At 60.4% G+C, this 17,727-nt stretch carries 15 protein-coding genes; 7 read left to right on the top strand and 8 right to left on the bottom strand.

Annotated features, from left to right (window positions below; genetic code table 11):
• Positions 1 to 120 precede the first annotated feature (120 nt).
• The 3 genes from ACK3EW_RS00250 to ACK3EW_RS00260 form a co-directional block, all read right to left on the bottom strand.
• Positions 121 to 4,239 carry a translocation/assembly module TamB domain-containing protein gene (locus ACK3EW_RS00250; protein ID WP_493808004.1) on the bottom strand — a complete coding sequence of 1,373 codons (4,119 nt, stop codon included), beginning with the start codon at positions 4,237 to 4,239 and terminating at the stop codon, positions 121 to 123.
• The gene (locus ACK3EW_RS00255; protein ID WP_493808005.1) at positions 4,205 to 5,995 is read right to left on the bottom strand and encodes an autotransporter assembly complex protein TamA; all 1,791 of its coding nucleotides are present in this window, start codon (positions 5,993 to 5,995) and stop codon (positions 4,205 to 4,207) included. The genes ACK3EW_RS00250 and ACK3EW_RS00255 overlap by 35 nt, the downstream gene beginning before the upstream one ends.
• 195 nt (positions 5,996 to 6,190) lie before the next feature.
• Positions 6,191 to 6,703, bottom strand: a complete 513-nt coding sequence (locus ACK3EW_RS00260; protein WP_493808006.1) for a hypothetical protein — start codon at positions 6,701 to 6,703, stop codon at positions 6,191 to 6,193.
• 183 nt (positions 6,704 to 6,886) lie between these two features.
• Between ACK3EW_RS00260 and ACK3EW_RS00265 the strand changes: the two genes are divergently transcribed.
• Positions 6,887 to 7,171: a hypothetical protein gene (locus tag ACK3EW_RS00265; protein WP_085627805.1), complete on the top strand. Its 285-nt coding sequence runs from the start codon at positions 6,887 to 6,889 to the stop codon at positions 7,169 to 7,171.
• The gene (locus ACK3EW_RS00270; RefSeq protein ID WP_493808007.1) at positions 7,143 to 7,847 is read left to right on the top strand and encodes a hypothetical protein; all 705 of its coding nucleotides are present in this window, start codon (positions 7,143 to 7,145) and stop codon (positions 7,845 to 7,847) included. Before ACK3EW_RS00265 ends, ACK3EW_RS00270 begins: the two co-directional genes overlap by 29 nt.
• A 204-nt stretch (positions 7,848 to 8,051) precedes the next feature.
• Here ACK3EW_RS00270 and ACK3EW_RS00275 read toward each other — a convergent pair whose 3' ends face one another.
• The 4 genes from ACK3EW_RS00275 to rbfA all read right to left on the bottom strand — a co-directional run bounded on the left by ACK3EW_RS00275 (position 8,052) and on the right by rbfA (position 11,371).
• Entirely contained in the window at positions 8,052 to 8,834 is a 783-nt protein-coding gene (locus ACK3EW_RS00275) for a 3'(2'),5'-bisphosphate nucleotidase CysQ (protein ID WP_493808008.1), read from the bottom strand.
• Positions 8,821 to 10,167, bottom strand: coding sequence for a TldD/PmbA family protein (locus ACK3EW_RS00280; RefSeq protein ID WP_493808009.1), 1,347 nt, complete (start codon positions 10,165 to 10,167; stop codon positions 8,821 to 8,823). Before ACK3EW_RS00280 ends, ACK3EW_RS00275 begins: the two co-directional genes overlap by 14 nt.
• A gap of 66 nt (positions 10,168 to 10,233) precedes the next feature.
• Positions 10,234 to 10,992, bottom strand: coding sequence for a phosphodiester glycosidase family protein (locus tag ACK3EW_RS00285; RefSeq protein ID WP_493808010.1), 759 nt, complete (start codon positions 10,990 to 10,992; stop codon positions 10,234 to 10,236).
• On the bottom strand, positions 10,976 to 11,371 hold the full coding sequence (gene rbfA, locus ACK3EW_RS00290) for a 30S ribosome-binding factor RbfA (protein WP_085627810.1): 396 nt from the start codon (positions 11,369 to 11,371) through the stop codon (positions 10,976 to 10,978). The genes ACK3EW_RS00285 and rbfA overlap by 17 nt, the downstream gene beginning before the upstream one ends.
• Before the next feature lie 84 nt (positions 11,372 to 11,455).
• Between rbfA and dapB the strand changes: the two genes are divergently transcribed.
• Both dapB and ACK3EW_RS00300 read left to right on the top strand, forming a co-directional pair.
• Positions 11,456 to 12,274 (top strand): 4-hydroxy-tetrahydrodipicolinate reductase, encoded by an 819-nt coding sequence (gene dapB, locus ACK3EW_RS00295; RefSeq protein WP_493808011.1) that lies wholly within the window; start codon positions 11,456 to 11,458, stop codon positions 12,272 to 12,274.
• 83 nt (positions 12,275 to 12,357) lie between these two features.
• Positions 12,358 to 12,726, top strand: a complete 369-nt coding sequence (locus ACK3EW_RS00300) for a dihydrodipicolinate reductase (RefSeq protein WP_493808012.1) — start codon at positions 12,358 to 12,360, stop codon at positions 12,724 to 12,726.
• Here ACK3EW_RS00300 and ACK3EW_RS00305 read toward each other — a convergent pair.
• The gene (locus ACK3EW_RS00305) at positions 12,723 to 12,905 is read right to left on the bottom strand and encodes a DUF1674 domain-containing protein (protein ID WP_085627813.1); all 183 of its coding nucleotides are present in this window, start codon (positions 12,903 to 12,905) and stop codon (positions 12,723 to 12,725) included. The genes ACK3EW_RS00300 and ACK3EW_RS00305 overlap by 4 nt on opposite strands.
• A gap of 79 nt (positions 12,906 to 12,984) precedes the next feature.
• Between ACK3EW_RS00305 and ACK3EW_RS00310 the strand changes: the two genes are divergently transcribed.
• From ACK3EW_RS00310 to purH, 3 genes are all read left to right on the top strand, one after another.
• Positions 12,985 to 14,265 carry an RsmB/NOP family class I SAM-dependent RNA methyltransferase gene (locus tag ACK3EW_RS00310; protein WP_493808013.1) on the top strand — a complete coding sequence of 427 codons (1,281 nt, stop codon included), beginning with the start codon at positions 12,985 to 12,987 and terminating at the stop codon, positions 14,263 to 14,265.
• A gap of 85 nt (positions 14,266 to 14,350) precedes the next feature.
• A complete protein-coding gene (locus tag ACK3EW_RS00315) occupies positions 14,351 to 16,102 on the top strand; it encodes a heparinase II/III family protein (RefSeq protein ID WP_493809781.1) in 1,752 nt (583 codons plus the stop codon).
• Positions 16,103 to 16,124: 22 nt separating this feature from the next.
• Positions 16,125 to 17,714 carry a bifunctional phosphoribosylaminoimidazolecarboxamide formyltransferase/IMP cyclohydrolase gene (purH, locus tag ACK3EW_RS00320; protein WP_493808014.1) on the top strand — a complete coding sequence of 530 codons (1,590 nt, stop codon included), beginning with the start codon at positions 16,125 to 16,127 and terminating at the stop codon, positions 17,712 to 17,714.
• Positions 17,715 to 17,727: the final 13 nt, after the last annotated feature.

Raw genomic sequence — 17,727 nt, forward strand, 5'->3', positions numbered from 1 at the left:
TTGAAGAATTCGGTGGGTGCCGACTTTCGTCAACACGCCGCTGTTGAGGTGCATATACGGAGCGTGCTCCGAGTCTGCAAGGGCTTTCGTGTGCGCCGCGCACAACGGCGCGACCGCACCTCAATAATCCCGTTCAAAGAAAACCCCCAGCGACGAATTGCCGGTATTGTCCACGCTCCCCCGCGCTGTGATATCCGAGGTCACATCAAGGTTCAGATTGATCTCGGCCCGACCGCCGCTTTCGACCACCACATCCGAATAGATGTTGTCCGAGATGTATTTGCCCGCACGCACAGCAGTGCCGCCATCCTCGGTTTGGCTCACGTCCAGATCATCCAGCCCAAAGCCATCGCGCAGTCGCGACAAAAGACCCATTCCGCCGCGCCCTGCTAGAGTGGCGACCGCATTGGCAAGTTCAAGCGCCTGCAACGCTGACAGGTTCGACAGGTTTCGCCCGAACAAAAGCTGTGCCAACACTTCGTCCTCGGGCAGTTCCGGGCTCGAGGAGAACGAAATCTCCGGCGACGAGGCCGGCCCATCCAGAATGACCCTCACGGTAATTCCGTTGGCATTTGTCTCGGCCACAAAGCGCAGCACCGGATCGAAACTGCCGCTCATCTGAATGCGCCCCTCGTCCAGAGTGAACCGCTGATTGAGAATATCCAATCGCCCGCGCACCAGCTCGAACCCGCCCTGCGGAATGATGTCCGAGGTTGGCCCAGTCAGCCGCAATTGTCCCGCCAGTTCGGCATCCAGCCCGCGTCCGCGCACAAACACCTGTCCCGGCGCGGTCAGCGTGATATCGAGCCTGGTGCTCGATGGCCCGCGTGCCGCTTCTACAGCAGTATCCTGCGCCGATGTGATCCCGGCCCGGTCCAGCGTCCGCATGACAGGACGTGTCGCGCCAAGATGGTCGATGGGGGGAATCTCTCCCAAAGCGGAAACGCCCGAAGATGGCACCTGAATCTCGGTCTCGTTCAACCGAAGATCGCCGCTCACCAGCAGATTGCGCCCAATCGGCCCATTCAATGAGACCGTTCCATCAACGCTGGTGTTGTACAGATCGGGGTCGCGCACGCCAAAACGGTTAAGCGTGGCAGTGATGCTGGCGTCCAGAGTGGACAGCCCCAGACGACCGCCCACATCGACGGACCCGCCATGGTTGCCCTGTGCCGACAATCCGATCTGCGCCGCACCATTGCTCAGCTGAATTTGTCCAGTAATCGGTGTGAGGATGATCCCAAGAGTAGGTGCGCTGAACTCCGCGCCTTGCGGTGTGATCGTGCCAGACAGGCTCGACACCCCAAGCGGGCCAGACACCCGCAAATCCAAGGCCGCCTGTCCGTTCAAACGCCGCGGCGCGATAAACACATTGGCAAGCCCCAGCGGCGCCGCGCCATTGATCGACAGATTGGCGCGGCCGCCATTGGCCACACGCCCATCCACAGCAAGCCGCGTGCCGCCCGGTCCGTCCAGATCAACATCCACCAGATAGCCATCGCTTTGCTGCCCAACCGTGCCATCGACAACCAGCGCGCCTTGGAAATCCGGTGCGATCAGTCCGACATTCGCCAACCGCGCGTCGATTTCCAGATTGCTCAACGGTCCATTCACCCGCGCGCTGATTTCGGGGTTCTGTACATCCGCTGAAAGCCGCGCCAATGCGCCGTCTTGCCCGGTTGCACCAACCTCAAACCGTGTCACCCCAGCCAACAACTGGTCCACGGTCGCATTGCCGATACCAAGCCCGCTGCCCTGACCGCGTGCGGTCACGTCGAAATCACCACCATCCTGATAGGCTCCGGTCACGTCAATGGTCGCCTGACCCCTAAGGTTCTGCCCGGCCAATCCCGACAACGGCGCAAGGCTGTCGGCCACCAGAGACAACGCAAATTGTGCGTCCGGCGCACTAAGAGCTTGTGTGATCATCGCCGATCCGGTGGCGTCGATTGCCCCGGTCGCCAGCCCAAAGGACTGCACCGTCAACCGCTCTGACGCCTGCACCCAGTCAAAAGTCGTCGTGATTGTCGGGTTGCTTCCGATTGCTTGGGCAAATCGCGCATCGCTCAGACGCAACGCCGATCCGGCCAGGCGCATGTCGCCCCCCACAGACACCAAACCGCCATCTTCGGATTGTGCGATATTTCCGTTGCCTGCCAGCGCCAAAGTGGTTGCCGAGGCTTGCGGCGACTCCAGGTCCCGCATGGCGACTTCGGCCTGCCATGCGCCGTCCGGCCCACCGGTGGCAGTCACGTCCACCGTGCCATTCGTCAGAGTCAACCCGCCGCCAAACGGCAGACGCACGGGCTGCGACTGGTTCGAAAGGTCAGCCGTAAGTTCAAGATTGCGCAACCTTGTTCCCGACAACATGACCGACCCGTTCAGCACGGCTGCACCATCGGCCTCGCCCGGATACACACGGTCCAGATTGCTCAGAAGGCCACCGAACCGCACCGCTGTATCGCCGCTGGTGATCTTGCCCGTCGCTTCCAGATTTGCCGCAGGCGTCACCACACGCGCAGACCGGATCGTCGTGCCGGTCTCGTCCCGGCGCACATCAACCCGCGCCGATCCGACGCCGGTCAACAGCCGGTCTGCCACGTCCTGACCTATCGCAAGGTCCAAGGTTGTGCCGTCCACAACCATATCGATCATGCCCGAAATCGGCCCAACAGTACCATCCGCCTGCAAGTCGATCCGACCGCCCAACGGCCGCCCGGCAATCGCGGAAAATCGGGTGATGTCCTCGGCAACCAGTCGCAGATCAACAGCCAACGGCATCGCATCTTCCGATGTCCAGGTCGCGTCGCCGGTCAGCCCGTATTCTGGTCCGTTAGCCTCAAGCCCCGTTACCCGGATCGGCTGACCGCTTTGATAATCGACACGCGCCGCACCCGACAATTCAGACCCAACCGCCTCTGCCAAAGCCGGGTCGGCCAAGGCCAGGGCCTCTGCGGCCCAAGTCAGGTCCAATGCAAACTGCCCGTCCTGCTGCGCAAAGCTCTGCTGGTCGATCTGCCCGCGCCCTGTGATCGACAGCGAATCCAGCGTTGCATCCGGGCTGACAAAACCGTCGAGCCGGGCATCAAAGGTCAGATCTCCGTTCAACGCCGCATCGAACGTCACCGATGCGACTTGCGTGTCGCCACCACCGAACGGCAGCACAACGGACCCGCCATCAGGGTTTGCGATCCGCCCCTCGGCATCCAACGCCTCGAGCCATCCGGTTTCAGAAATCGTGGCACTGCCGCTCAGCGACAGGGCATCGGCCGTCAACGCGAATTGCGGCAAATCGATCCGACCGTTCGCCTCGCGCATCACCTGCGCCTGCAACCCGATGTCTGTGCCGAAAAACGCACGGGTTTCCTCGGTCAAAAGCGGTGTTGGGTCCCCAGTGATGTCGACCCGTACATCCCATGTGCCGGTCTCTTGCGGCGCAAGGATTTCGACCGTCCCGGTGATGCGCGGTTGATCATCCGTCGCCAACGCGATCGCCGCTTCGAAATCGTCGACCATGCCTTCGCCCTGAACCGTCAGCGCAACAGATGGCGCGCCGGGGATACCCAGCAGCGTGGCCGCCAGCCCTCCAGCGGCCTCTTCAGCGTTCAGATCAACGGACAATTGCCGCGAGGACGGATCATAGCTGGCCGCCAGTGCGATCTGCGATTGCTGGCCGTCGACCCGCTCGAGGTTGAGGTCCAGATCGGCCCCACCCTCGGCAAGCTCGGCAGCCCCGGTGATGGCGAACTCGGCCGCCTCTCCCAAAAGTGGTGCGCCCAATTGCAAAGAGCCAACCGCAAACCGCTCGATCCGCACTTCAACGGGCAATTCAGGAATGCTGAACGGCTCTGCCTCTGCGCTGGGCAAGTCTTCTCCGGCATCCGGCGCCCGCGACACCACAACGGTCTCGGCGCTGAACGATGTCACATCAACGATGCCACGCAGCAATGCGGCCCGCCGCCAATCCAAAACGATGTTTTCCGCCCGGAACCATTCGCCCTGATCGTCAGAAATAATGATGGATGCAATCGTCGCCTCGCTTGACAACGCGCCTTGAACGCCACGGATGCGCACATCGCGTCCTGCGCCGGACAAGGCGTCCTGCAACAGGCCCGCCAAGTATCCGGGGTCTTCGTCACTGTCCTGTGCAAAGCTGGCCAGCGGCCACCACAGAAAGACAAGAAGCGTCGCGATAAAGCGCATATCAGAAAGCCTGACCAATGCCGATGTACAGTTCATAATCCTTGCCCGCGCCATCCCCGGTCACAGGCGTTGCGATGTCCACCCGAATGGGGCCGATCCCGGTGTTGTAGCGCAGGCCAAAACCAGCCCCGGCATGCCAGTCGCTGTCTCCGCCAAAGCCGCTCTCTTCGGTGATCATGCCCGCATCATAAAACCCGACCAGACCGATATTGTCCCGTACCTTGGCGCGCAGTTCGGCTGACACGGCGGCAAAGCTTTGACCGCCCGTAAACTCGTCATTGTCCAGCGTGACACCCAGCGATTGATACGGCACACCACGCACCGTCCCGCCGCCGCCCGAGTAAAACAGGTAGTCGGGAACTGTGTCCTCAAGACTTGGCCCCCAGACCGACCCGATCTGTGCCCGTCCCGCCAGCACGAAACGATCCTCGGCTCCTAACCCGAAATAGGCGCGCGCATCCGACGTAACGCGTATCCCGCTCTCGGTTTCATCCAGCCCAAGAAAGGGCGTGCTAGTCGCAGACAGATAGTACCCGTTGCTTGGGTTCAACGAATTGTTCCGCGTGTCATAGGTCGCGCCGAAAGTCGCCAGCAGCAACTGGAATTCGCGTTCCCCAAACGCGTCTTCCGTATCAAGATACCGGTATCCCAAACCGAACGACGCGCTCAGCTGATCAGAAAATCGATGCGACAATCCCGCGACCACACTTGCTTGGTTGCTGGTGAATCCCGGTTCGTTCAACTGCTCGATCCCGGCAGTCAAATAGAACTCCGTGTCCGGGGTGAACGTTGCGGGTCGACCATAGGTCAGCGTCAGCGCGTAATCCATTTCGTCTGTATCCGTGCCGATCCCGGACACCTCGCCTTCGACACGCAGCCGCTCGGCCCCTTGGAACAGATTGCGATGCAGCCAGAACGCGCTGACCTTGCCACCCTCCTGTGTCGACACCTCGGCCCCAAAGCCAAACCGCCGCGGCTTTTGCTCGGCCACCTGCAATGCAAGGTCCAGCGTGCCGTCCGTATTCGGAGTATCGGCTTCGGACACCGCAACCGAACTGAACACGCCAGTATCGCGCAACCGCCGTTCCGCGTCCGCAATCTCCTGCGGATCAAACACCTCACCCTGCGGCAAGCCTGCGATTTCTCGAATCCGTGTGCGCCGCACCCGGTCATTGCCCGTCACCACCACGTCGCCGAACCGCAACTGCGGCCCCGGTGCAAGGCGCAAGCGCACGTCCAATTCACGATTGGGATGGTCTGCGACGATCTGCTGGTCCTCTAGCCGTGCCTTGGCATGGCCAATAGCGCGCCAGCCCGTCACACCAGCGCTCACCGCGTCCCGGATGGGGGCTGTGCCCGCGCGTTCGCCTGTCCTGAACTCGGGCGGAATCTCGGTGCCTTCGGCCAATGGCGCAATCTCGGCGCGTCCATAGCGGAACCTTGGGCCCGGATCGACCTCGATCAGAATTGTGTTGATTGATTGCGGTGCCTCAAATGGCGAAATCCCCGCCGCCTCGCGCCCGTCGACAGTGATCGACACAGTGGGCGAGAACCGTCCGCCCCCGTAAAGCGCTGCCACGATCCGTGCATAATCGGCCTGCGCGGCCGCGATCAATGCCTGCGGTGTAGCATCCTCGGCATCCACCAACGCATACAAGGACATCGCGTCCTTAAGCTCGCTTCTCAACTCGTCGCTGCCGCCCGAGACGTTAAGATCAAAGTTCTGTGCCGCGCCGATCCCCGGAACGGCGACCCATGCCGCGCACAAGATAGTGCGTGTCAGACGGTTCATTTACCCAAAACCTCGTGCTTTGCCTGAGTTCAGCATAAACGTCCAACGACTCACCGTGCAAACGGGTTCCACAGATCCGGCCTCACAATTCCGGCAAAATACGCCCCGACATGAAAAAGCCCGCATGGTGGGGGGCCACCATGCGGGCAAGGTGCGGGGAACCAAGGACCACAGCCCCCGCAAATCTGGCGCTTTTCAGTAGCGCGCCAGTGTGTATCCACGATGCCGGAGGCAGGGCAGGGCATAGGCCCGCGACTCACTGCGCCGGGTTTCAACGGTCATGCGGCACGCTTTGGGCAAAGTCCGGGTGCTGATATTGTTGCGCTCAAGACAGCGGCCCATCACGACCCGCCCAACGCGCCCACCTTCGATCTGGCGCACACAATTGGCAGGCAGCACGTCTTTGTGACGCTGCTTTACGTCGCGGGGCATGACTTTCGGGATTGGCTTTTGCTGCGTATAGACCGGTTGCTTCGAAACATGTCCGGGGCGGTGGTCTGGAACATAGTGCCGAACCTCTTCTTTCTTTTTGTCCCGGCGATCATCGTCGCGTGAATTCTGGATCGCCTTGCCGATGATAAAGATCGTTGCGGCCCCCGCCAAAAGCTTGGCGATGTCCTCTTCTGATGCGGCGCGGGCAGGTGCGGCGGAAAGTGCAGCGATTGTGGTGGAAACGGCCAGAACGGCTGCGATGAATCTGCGTGACATGGTGGGGTTCCTTTCCCTGTCGGTTAAGCCTGAGATGGCGTCGTCGGGGGCAGGGGGGATGGCCCGCTGCCTGTGACATCCATCTCGGCTGACCCTGCAAAGTCAGGCAATATCGCCCCCTCGTTATGCGATAACCGTGCTGTCGTTATTGAATTTCTCTGAGCTTGGTCGCAGGGTGATCGCATGAAACACGCGCTCCCCTTTCTGCTCCTCGCCGCGCTCTGCATGCCCGCCGCCGCACAGGCGGTATGTTATGCTGATTACAAGGCGAAACAGGACGCCCCCCTCCGGTTGCACTACGGTGTGGCCGAGATTTCAGAACCCTGCACCTCGGCCTCTGCGCAGGATCAGTTGCAGACCCGTCTTGCACAGGCGGGCTGGACGCTGCTCAATGTGGTGTCGGTTTTTGATGAAACAGGGTTAGCCGAAAGGAAAGACAGTGCCGGACCAAACTACCTCCGTTACTGACGCGCGCCGCTCTGGCACCCGCCTCGTGGTGATTGGCATCAGCGGGATCGTGGCGCTTTTGGTGCTGGCGGGCGTCTTTCTTGTTCTGACCCTACCTGACGCCAACGCGTTCAATTCGAGGGTCGAGCAGATCTTTGTTGAAAACGACGACCTGACTTCACAGGCCGAGGTCAAGCTTCTAGAAATCCTCGCCCAATCCGGCACTGCGTTTTCCGACACGCTGGCGGGGTATCGCACGACCATCTTCGTGCTGCTTGTGTTCGCCACAGCCATGCTGATCGCGGCGCTCGTGTTTCTGGTGATGCTTGTCCTCCTCAACCGCCGTATGGCGCAGATCGAACGGTCGGGCATTCAGGTCAATTCATTGATTGTCAGCCGCGAGGAAAACACAGTCTATCTGAACACGATGGGGTTCAAACTGACCGACGCGATGATCGAAACCATCTCGATTCTTGCCGAAGCCCGTCTTGACGACGAATTGCTCTCCGGTGCCCAGATTGAAGCCATCATTTCGGGCCGCTCCGAATCCGATTGCGATGAGGCCGCAGGCGCCACCCGAATCAAGCGCCTGCGTGACGGCTTGGGCAACCAGTTGGTCAGCGAACTACTGATTAAGAACATCGCTCGTCGCGGTTACATGCTCGCCATCGACAAGGATGTGATCGAGGTGCTTTGACAGACTCGACGCGCCGCGAATTTTTCGGCTAACCGACTGCCGCATTTTGCATCCGACCGCCACATCACGTGGCTCTCGTTTTGAGGGCCAATGGGCGCTCACTCCACGCTTTGCGCCGACGCCAGAAAAATCGGGAAACCGTACGGTTGAACCGTACGGCTTAAGACGACAAACCGTACGGTTCAACCGTACGACACAGCCGAATTACCCGGTATAGACCAGCCTTTCAGCGATCTTTTCGTGCAATTCCGCACCCGCGCCGACCACACCTGCAGTCTGTGGCACGACGTTGTTAAATCGCAACGCCTCGCCCTTCCGGTCCGTCACCTTTGCTCCGGCTTCGGACAGGATCAACGCCCCTGCCGCAATGTCCCATTCCCAGCTTGGACGGAACGTCAACATCGCATCATAGCGCCCTTGTGCCACCAGACACAGCCGATAGGCCAGCGAGGGCCGATGCGACCGGGCGAAGTCTGGCACGGCGTCGCGCCAGTGTATCTGGTCCATGTTCGGCTTGGTCGCCAAAACCCGAGCAGCGTGAATATCACTGATATCAGAAACACTTAGTGGATCTCCGTTGCAGAACGCACCTTGCGTCCTGTCGGCGGAATACATCAGATCCATTTCGGGAAGGTAAACGACACCCTGCGTGACGACGCCCTGATCAACAACCGCCAGCGAATGCGCCCAAGTGCTTTCGCCTTTGACAAAACTGCGTGTTCCGTCGATCGGATCGACAATGAACACCCGGTCCCGGTTCAGCCGATCCGGTGTGTCGCGGGTTTCTTCGCTCAGCCAGCCATACCCGGGGCGCGCCGCGGTCAACGCCTCGCGTAGTGCCCGATCCACGGCGTAATCGGCTTGTGTGACTGGGCCCGCGTCGTCAGGTTTATGCTCTACTTCCAAGCCCTTAGCCTTGTGGTGAAGGGCGATCTCACCGGCGCGACGCGCAGCGTCGATCAAAAGATCAAGATCACTCTCCGGCAAGCGTCAGACCTTCCACCAGCAATGACGGGACCACCCGGCTCAGCCAAGGGCGTGCATCATTGGCCGGCGTGATTTTCTTGAGCATTTCTATGAGGTTACCTGCAATGGTCACCCCACTTACAGGATAGGTTACTTCGCCATTCTCGACCCAGAATCCAGCCGCGCCCCGCGAATAGTCGCCAGTATTGGGGTTGATGGTGGAGCCGATCATCGAGGTCACAACCAGCCCTGTCCCCATCTCTTTGATCAAACCGGCGCGGTCAGTAAACCCTTGGGAAAGCGCGACATTCGTTACGCTGGGCGACGGCCCGCCCGTTGTCCCACGCGCGGCACCAGCGGTGGATTCCAGCCCCAGCTTTCGCGCGGTCGCCAGATCAAGCGTCCAACCCATCAAAACCCCGTCCTTGACGATGTCCCGCTTTTGCGTCGCCAATCCTTCAGCATCGAATGGGCGCGACCCGCCGACCCGCACGCGATGTGGGTCTTCGATCAGGCTAAGCCCTTGTGGCAGAACCTCTTTTCCCAGCAAATCCAATGCCCAAGACGACCGTCGCGCAATCGCAGCACCGTTGATCGCCATCAGCAAATGTCCGATCAGCGACGATGAAATCCGTTCATCGAACAACACCGGATACGCGCCGGTTTTGGGTTTGCGCGGATTCATCCGTTCCAGCGTGCGTTCCGCCGCCGTTCGTCCGATCTCGGCAGGCGACCTCAGATCGCTTTGGAAAATCCGCTGATCCCCATCATAGTCCCGCTCCATCCCGGTGCCGGTGCCCGCAATCGCCACGCAGGATGTGGACCGTGATGAGCGTTGGTAGCCGCCAGAAAAGCCATTGCTTGCAGCAAGATAGACCTCTTGCGACCCATATCCGGCGGACGAAGCCGATACTTGCGTGATGCCGTCCACAGCCAGCGCCGCAGCCTCTGCATCGCGCGCATCCTGCTCCAGCTCGGCAGGTGAAGGCTCTGGGGTCGGATCGTAAAGCTCAAGCCAGGCCGACGCCCGGTTCTGTGCCAGCTGGTTCGGATCAGCCAAGCCCACATACGGATCTTCCGGAGCTTCCCGTGCCATGGCCACGGCACGCTCTGCCATGATCGCAAGACTGTCCGCCCGCACATCCGAGGACGATACGTTGGCAACCCGCTGACCAACGAAAACACGCAGACCGATATCGGTTGCCTCCGACCGCTCTGCCTGTTCCAGAACACCATTACGCACGTCGATGGACATCGAATTGCCCCGCACAGCCAGCACATCGGCTGCATCGGCCCCAGCCTCTTTGGCGCGCTGCAACAGGCTTTGCGTCAGGTCATCAAACGTGTCTGTCATGGGGCCTCCGGTGCCAATGGTCGTGCCGCAGAGAGGTAGAGCGGCGCGCGTGTCACCGCAACCCTGCTAGCGGTCAAGCGGGGCAACCACACCCACAATCGGCCCCAGCCAACGCCCAAAGTCCGATCGGTTCAACTGCGGCGCATGTAGACGCGAGACGCTGCCATCAAGGAACAACGCGTTCGGCAAGCCAAGGTCATCGCGGAAGATGCGGCCGAATTCATGAAACGTAACTGACTGATCAGAAATAACAAAAACCACGCGAGCCCCATCTTCCGAAGTGCCGAGCCCATTGCGGATATAGCGCGACGTGCTGTCCTTCAGAAACCTTGGGTGCAAGTCCCCGTCGATGACCAGCATCGGGCCAGACTGCGTGGCAAAACGGCAGTTGGGGCGCGCGGCGTCATAGGTCAGCGTTTCGATCACATCGGCGCGGTCGTTCTGAATGCAGAACACACCATTCGGCAGCAGCCCGAAATTGCCCGGCCCCGCGTTGGGGATGACGCGCATGATCTCTTGGCCATCCTCGATGTAGTGCCCAACTGGCGCGCGGTCATTGTGATACATCCCGCCATTCATGCCAAAGATCAGCGTTTTGCCTTCGTTGGCCAAGGCGCCATCAATGGTCGAGAACTGTCCGTATTTTTCACCCGAAGGCGCGTTAAGAAACAGCCGCAAATCGTCCACCCGTGGGTCAACCTCACAGGCCGTATAGGCGAGCCCGTCAAAGCTGCGCTCCGAACAGGTCACCTCGGCCTGTGCCGAAAGTCCGCCGATCGCAATCAGCGCAATAGCAACGAAGGCTGTCTTAGCTCTCGATGTCACGGCGCACATCGTCCTGTTCGAACATGCGGCGGGTATCGTCCATGCGGTCGAACGTATCGTCCAGCTTGAACCGCAATTCCGGAGAGAACTTCAATGTGAGGTTTTTGGCCACCACACGACGCAGTTCGCTGCGATTGCGATTGAGAAGCTCGAGGACATCTTCCTGTCCCTTCCCGCCAAGAGGCACGACATAGGCCGTGGCCATGCGCAAGTCTGGTGACGTGCGCACTTCGCCCACCGTGATGGAGTAGCGGTTCAGGTCGGGATCGTGAATGTCACCGCGAGTCAGCACATCGGACAATGTGCGGCGGATCAGTTCGCCCACACGCAGCTGACGCTGGCTGGGTCCCTCAGAGCTGTGAGATCGGTTTTTTGCCATACCCGGCACATAAGCGGTCTGGCGGCCTTTGCCAAGCAGGGGGGCAGCCGCTATTGAGGCGGAAATCCACTTGCGGAGAATGTCATGAGCGAAGAAATCGGGGTCGTCGTCACCGGAGTGTCCGGGCGGATGGGGCAGATGCTGGTGAACGAGATCGCCAAACACCCCCGGATGCACCTTGCCGGTGCTGTTGAACGTGCGGGTCACGACTGGGTGGGCAAGGATGTAGGCACCGCGATGGGTGGAGCCGCGATGGGCGTCATTGTTGCGGACGACCCGCTTGAATGTTTCGCGCGCGCACAGGCGGTTATCGACTTTACCGCGCCCGCGGCGACGGTCGCATTTGCTGAACTGGCCGCACAGGCGCGGGCGGTGCATGTGATCGGCACCACCGGTTTGTCCGAGAGTGATCTGACCAAGATCAAAGCAGCAGCGCGCCATGCCGTCGTGGTCCGTGCGGGCAACATGAGCCTTGGTGTGAATTTGTTGACTGTGCTGACCCGTAAGGTCGCAGCAGCCCTGGACGAAGACTATGACATCGAAGTGATCGAATATCATCACAACCAAAAGGTCGATGCGCCATCTGGCACTGCTCTGATGCTGGGTGAGGCGGCCGCTGAAGGGCGCGGTGTCGATCTGCGTGATGTATCCGACAGTGGGCGCGATGGTATCACCGGGGCGCGCAAGCGGGGTGATATCGGTTTCAGTGCCATTCGCGGCGGCGACATCGTGGGCGAACATGACGTGCTCTTCGCGGCTGCAGGCGAACGCATTACGTTGCGGCACGTCGCCAGTGACCGCGCGCTTTTTGCCCGCGGTGCTTTGAAAGCAGCGTTGTGGGGGCAGGACAAAGCACCGGGCGAGTATGATATGCTTGACGTGTTGGGGCTGTCTGACGACTGATCACGCGTGCGTTACGGGAACTTCTTGATCCATTCGTGCATTTCTAGCGTATCTTTATGTAAAAGGTATGCCCGGAGGATTTCATGTCGAACCGTTTTGCCATCGCCATTGCTGCTGCCCTGACATTCGCTGTGCCTCAAATTGCATTGGCCGAACTGAAACGTGTCGAAAATAAATCCGAATTTATGTCTCTGGTGCAAGGCAAGACGCTGTCGCGCCCCTTGGTGCGGTTGAATGTGTCGCCTGACGGCAAGATCACCGGGCGTGGCGCCACATGGGACGTCACAGGGTCGTGGGATTGGAAGAACGGGTTCTTCTGTCGCGACCTGAATTGGGGGGCGATGACCTTGGCTATAATTGCCAAGCAGTGCTCGCCAACGGGTCAGAGATGCGCTTCATCGCTGATCAGGGCGCAGGGCAGGCTGCGGATTTCCGTCTGCGCTGATACTTAGAAGTCGATCGCGAGACCGCCCTTTTCCCAATCTCCATAGCGCACAGGCTCAGGCCCGTCACGGCCGCCCAATTCTTTTGGCATAGGCTGGTCTGCGGCAGCTTTCTTGCGGCGCTCTTCTGCTTCGGCCAAGGCGCGTTGGGCGGCAGGGGGCAGGTCTTTGGGTGTGTCAGTGCTCATCGCGGTCTTCCATATCGCTTGCCTTTGATATACGCGCCTTCCGGTCCGGGACAACCCCGGCCCGCCACAGGATCGTTACGTGCCCGCACCCGCTTCTCCCCGCCTTGTCGCTCTTGATGGGCTAAGCCAGATTGTCGGCGAAGGCCGAATGTTGTCGGATGTCATCAGCGATCCAGTCTGGCAAGAGCTGAGCCCACCGGAACGGGCGACAGCGCAACGTCTGATTTCGGAAACGCTGCGATACTTGGGACGCGCTGATCACCTGCTGACATCGAACCTGCAACGCCAGCCACCCTTGCGAGTGATGAACCTGCTGCGCATGGCGACGGTCGAATTCATGACAGGCGGTGCAGCGCATGGCGTTGTAAACGAGGCGGTAAAGCTTGCCGGTCGCAATAAGAAAACCGCACCGATGAAGGGGCTGGTCAACGCGGTTCTGCGCAAAATCACGGCGCTTGATACGACCGAGTGGGACAAAGCACCGGATACCATGTTGCCGAAATGGCTGCGTCCCAAGCTGGCAAAGGCATGGAGCAAACCTGTCGTGGCGAAAATAGAACGCGCCCATGCGGTGCCGCCGCCTGTGGATGTGTCGGTCAAATCCAACGCCGCAGACTGGGCGGAAAAGCTGGGTGGCACGCTTCTTCCGACGGGGTCGGTTCGGCTTGCTGCTCGGGGGCAAGTGTCGGCGCTTGCGGGGTTCGATACCGGTGATTGGTGGGTGCAAGATGCGGCTGCCGCCTTGCCGGTTCAGCTGCTGGGGGATGTCAGCGGAAAGCGGGTCTTGGATATCTGTGCCGCGCCCGGTGGGAAAACAATGCAGCTTGCCGCCAAAGGTGCGGACGTGACCGCGCTGGATATTTCCGAGGCCCGCATGGCGCGGCTGACCGAAAACCTTGTGCGTACCAAGCTGACTGCCAAGACGGTGGTTGCTGACGCGCTGTCCTATGAGGATGGACCCTTCGACGCGATCCTGCTGGACGCGCCGTGTTCTGCAACCGGCACCATCCGGCGACATCCCGACCTGCCCTACGTCAAAACCCTGACTGGGATCGAGGATTTGGTCAAACTTCAACGTGCTTTGCTGACGCGAGCGCTGGAACAGATCGCCCCGCATGGAAGCTTGGTCTTTTGCACGTGTAGCTTGTTGCGCGAAGAGGGCGAGGACCAGATCAAGTGGCTTCTTTCCCAGAATGATGATGTCGAAATCATACCGCCTCATGCCCCTGGTCTTGATCCGGTTTGGATCAGCCCGGAGGGTGGAGTGCGTCTGCGCCCAGATTATTGGGCGGACATGGGCGGAATGGACGGGTTCTACATGGCGATTTTGCAGCGCAAAGGCAAAGCATCGCCCGCGTGACAATTGCACCGTGACTCGATTCATTCGCGCGGCTATGATGTCGCCATAAGAACGCTTGCGTAAACGCAAGACAGAGGCAGAGCTGATGTTCCGACTGGACGCCGCAAAACGGGCGCGGGCCCGGGTTTTGAACCGTGTTCATGCACGGCTGTCCACGCGTGCCAAGCCTGCAACTGCGTTTGTCGCCCAGCCTGAACCAAGAACCGTCGGATCTTATGCGCGGGGACGGCAATTGACAGCGGGCAACCTGCTTTTTGCCGGACATCTGGTCGAAGCGCCTGGCGCGATCCTGTGGGACATCGCGCCGCCTGACGAAGTGTTTCTTGAAGAAATTCACGGATTTGTGTGGCTTGACGACATGGCCAGCGTTGGTGATGCGGCTACTCGAAAGACCGCGCAAAGCTGGCTGTTCGAATGGATCGCGCGATACGGCAACGGCTCCGGTCCCGGATGGACACCAGAATTGGCCGGGCGCCGGGTCATTCGCTGGCTGCATCACGCGATTTTCGTACTAGGCGGCTGTACCCCGGAACAGTCGCGCACGTTCTTTCGGTCGATTGCGCAGCAGACGATCTTTCTCAATCGCCGGTGGCACAGCTCTACGCCGGGTCTGCCTCGGTTCGAGGCGCTTACCGGGTTGATCAGCGCCGGACTTTCACTGCAAGGCATGGAGGCGCAGGCCGACCCTGCGATCAAGGCGCTAGGACAGGAATGTGCCCGTCAGATCGATGATGCGGGTGGTATACCGACGCGCAATCCCGAGGAATTGCTTGAGGTATGCACGCTGTTGATCTGGGCGCGCGACGTGCTTGAGGATACCGCGCGGTCGCCGGAATTGTCGCATATTCAAGCTATCACACGGATAGTGCCGACCTTGCGCGTCCTGCGACATGCTGATGGTGGGCTTGCCCGCTTTCACGGCGGTGGACGCGGCGTCGAAGGTCGTCTGGACACGGCATTGGCAGCAGCCAACACAAAGGCACAGGCGCCCAAGGGCCTTGCAATGGGCTATGCACGGCTTTCGGCAGGGCGCACCACCATGGTGATCGACGCGTCTGCCCCGCCGGGAGGACAGGCAAGCTTTAATGCCCATGCGTCGACCCTTGCATTCGAATTAACCTCAGGGCGTCGCCCGCTGATTGTGAATTGCGGATCGGGGTCGACTTTTGGCGAAGATTGGCGCCGGGCCGGGCGGGCAACGCCGTCCCATTCCACATTGTGCCTCGATGGGTTTTCAAGTTCTCGGCTTGGCAGCACCTCGCGCGTTGGCACGATCGAGCGGGAATTGCTGGACGACATCCCGAAAGACGTTCCGATCGAGATGTCCCGCGCGATGGATGGTGTGCGGTTCGAAGGTGGGCATGATGGCTATCTCAAGACCCACGGTTTGACCCATGCGCGTATTCTCGAATTGACCTTCGATGGGCGCGGTGTGGTGGGTGAGGACTTGTTGATCGCGTTGGAGGGTCCCGGCAAAGCCCGGTTCGATCAAAAGCTTGAAGACAGCCGCCTTGCAGGCATCCCCTTTGACATCCGGTTTCACCTTCATCCCGAAGTCGACACTGCCATCGACATGAACGGAACTGCCGTCAGCATGGCGCTGCGCAGCGGCGAGATTTGGGTGTTTCGCTTTGAAGGGCGCTGCGATCTTGCGCTTGAACCGTCCGTTTATCTTGAAAAAGGCCGGTTGCGGCTTCGCGCGACCAAACAGATCGTTTTATCTGCCCGCGCAATGGAGTATGCGACCCGCGTTCGCTGGTCGTTGGCGAAGGCTCAGGAAACCGCGGTTGCGGTGCGGGACTTTGTTCAGGACGATGCGACAGAGCTGCTGAACTGAACATCTGGGACCTATCGCTGTCATGACCAATCTCGCCCCCCTTCGCCGTGCGCTTCTGTCCGTCTCGGACAAGACCGGACTTGTTGACCTTGCCAAGGCGCTGGATGGGCGCGGCGTGGAGCTGTTGTCCACGGGTGGATCGGCCAAGACGTTGCGCGATGCGGGTGTGCCCGTAAAGGATGTGGCCGAAGTGACGGGCTTTCCGGAAATGATGGACGGCCGGGTCAAGACGCTGCACCCGATGGTGCATGGTGGCTTGCTGGCGCTGCGCGACAATGACGTCCACGTTGCAGCGATGACCGAGCACGGCATTGGCCCGATCGACCTTTTGGTGGTGAATCTTTACCCGTTCGAGGAAACCGTTGCCAAAGGTGCCGATTATGACACGTGCATCGAAAACATCGACATCGGCGGCCCTGCGATGATCCGCGCTGCGGCCAAGAACCATGCTTTCGTGACCACTGTTGTAGATGTCGAGGATTACGACGCTTTGCTGGCCGAACTGGATGCGAACGAAGGTCAGACCACCTTGGCCTTTCGTCAGCGTCACGCCCAGATCGCTTACGCGCGCACCGGCGCCTATGATGCGGCGGTCAGCACATGGATGGCGGGTGCCATCGGCGAAGAAACCCCGCGCCGCCGCGTGTTTGCCGGGACACTGGCGCGGCCTTTGCGCTATGGCGAGAACCCACATCAGAGCGCGTCTTTCTACCACGATGGGTCCGCCCGTCCGGGGGTTGCCACAGCGACACAGCTTCAGGGCAAGGAACTGAGCTACAACAACATCAACGACACCGACGCGGCGTTTGAATTGGTGTCGGAATTCCTGCCGAAAGACGGCTTTGCCTGCGCGATCATCAAGCACGCCAACCCGTGCGGTGTGGCAACGGGCCGTACGCTGAAAGAGGCGTATCAAAAGGCGTTTGACTGCGACCGTACTTCAGCTTTTGGCGGGATCGTCGCGTTGAATTCCACCCTCGACGGTGAAACCGCCGAAGCGATTGCCGAGATCTTCACCGAGGTGGTCATCGCCCCTGGTGCCCATCAGGACGCGAAAGACGTGTTCGCCAAGAAAAAGAACCTCCGCCTTCTGACGGCACCGGGTTTGGCCAACACCGCAGAGCCGGGAACGGCGTGGAAACAGGTGTCGGGTGGTATCCTCGTGCAGAACCGCGACAACGGCCGGATCAATCTGGATGATCTCAAGGTCGTGACCAAGATCGCGCCGACAGACGAGCAGATGCGCGACCTGCTCTTTGCCTGGACCGTTGCAAAACACGTGAAATCCAACGCCATCGTCTACGTCAAGGATGGCGCGACCGTGGGTGTCGGCGCGGGTCAGATGAGCCGACTGGACAGCGCCCTGATCGCCGCCAAGAAGGCTGAACGCATGGCCGAGGCGCTGGGCCTGCCGGAGCCGTTGACCAAGGGCAGCGCCGTGGCGTCCGATGCGTTCTTCCCCTTCGCGGACGGCCTGATGGAAGCCGCTGCCGCAGGCGCGTCCTGCGTGATTCAGCCGGGTGGGTCGATGCGCGATGACGAAGTGATCAAAGCGGCTGACGAGGCTGGTCTGGCAATGGTGCTGACGGGGATGCGCCACTTCCGGCACTGAATTTGACCATCCG

Source organism: Marivita sp. NO-S04 (assembly GCF_059070475.1).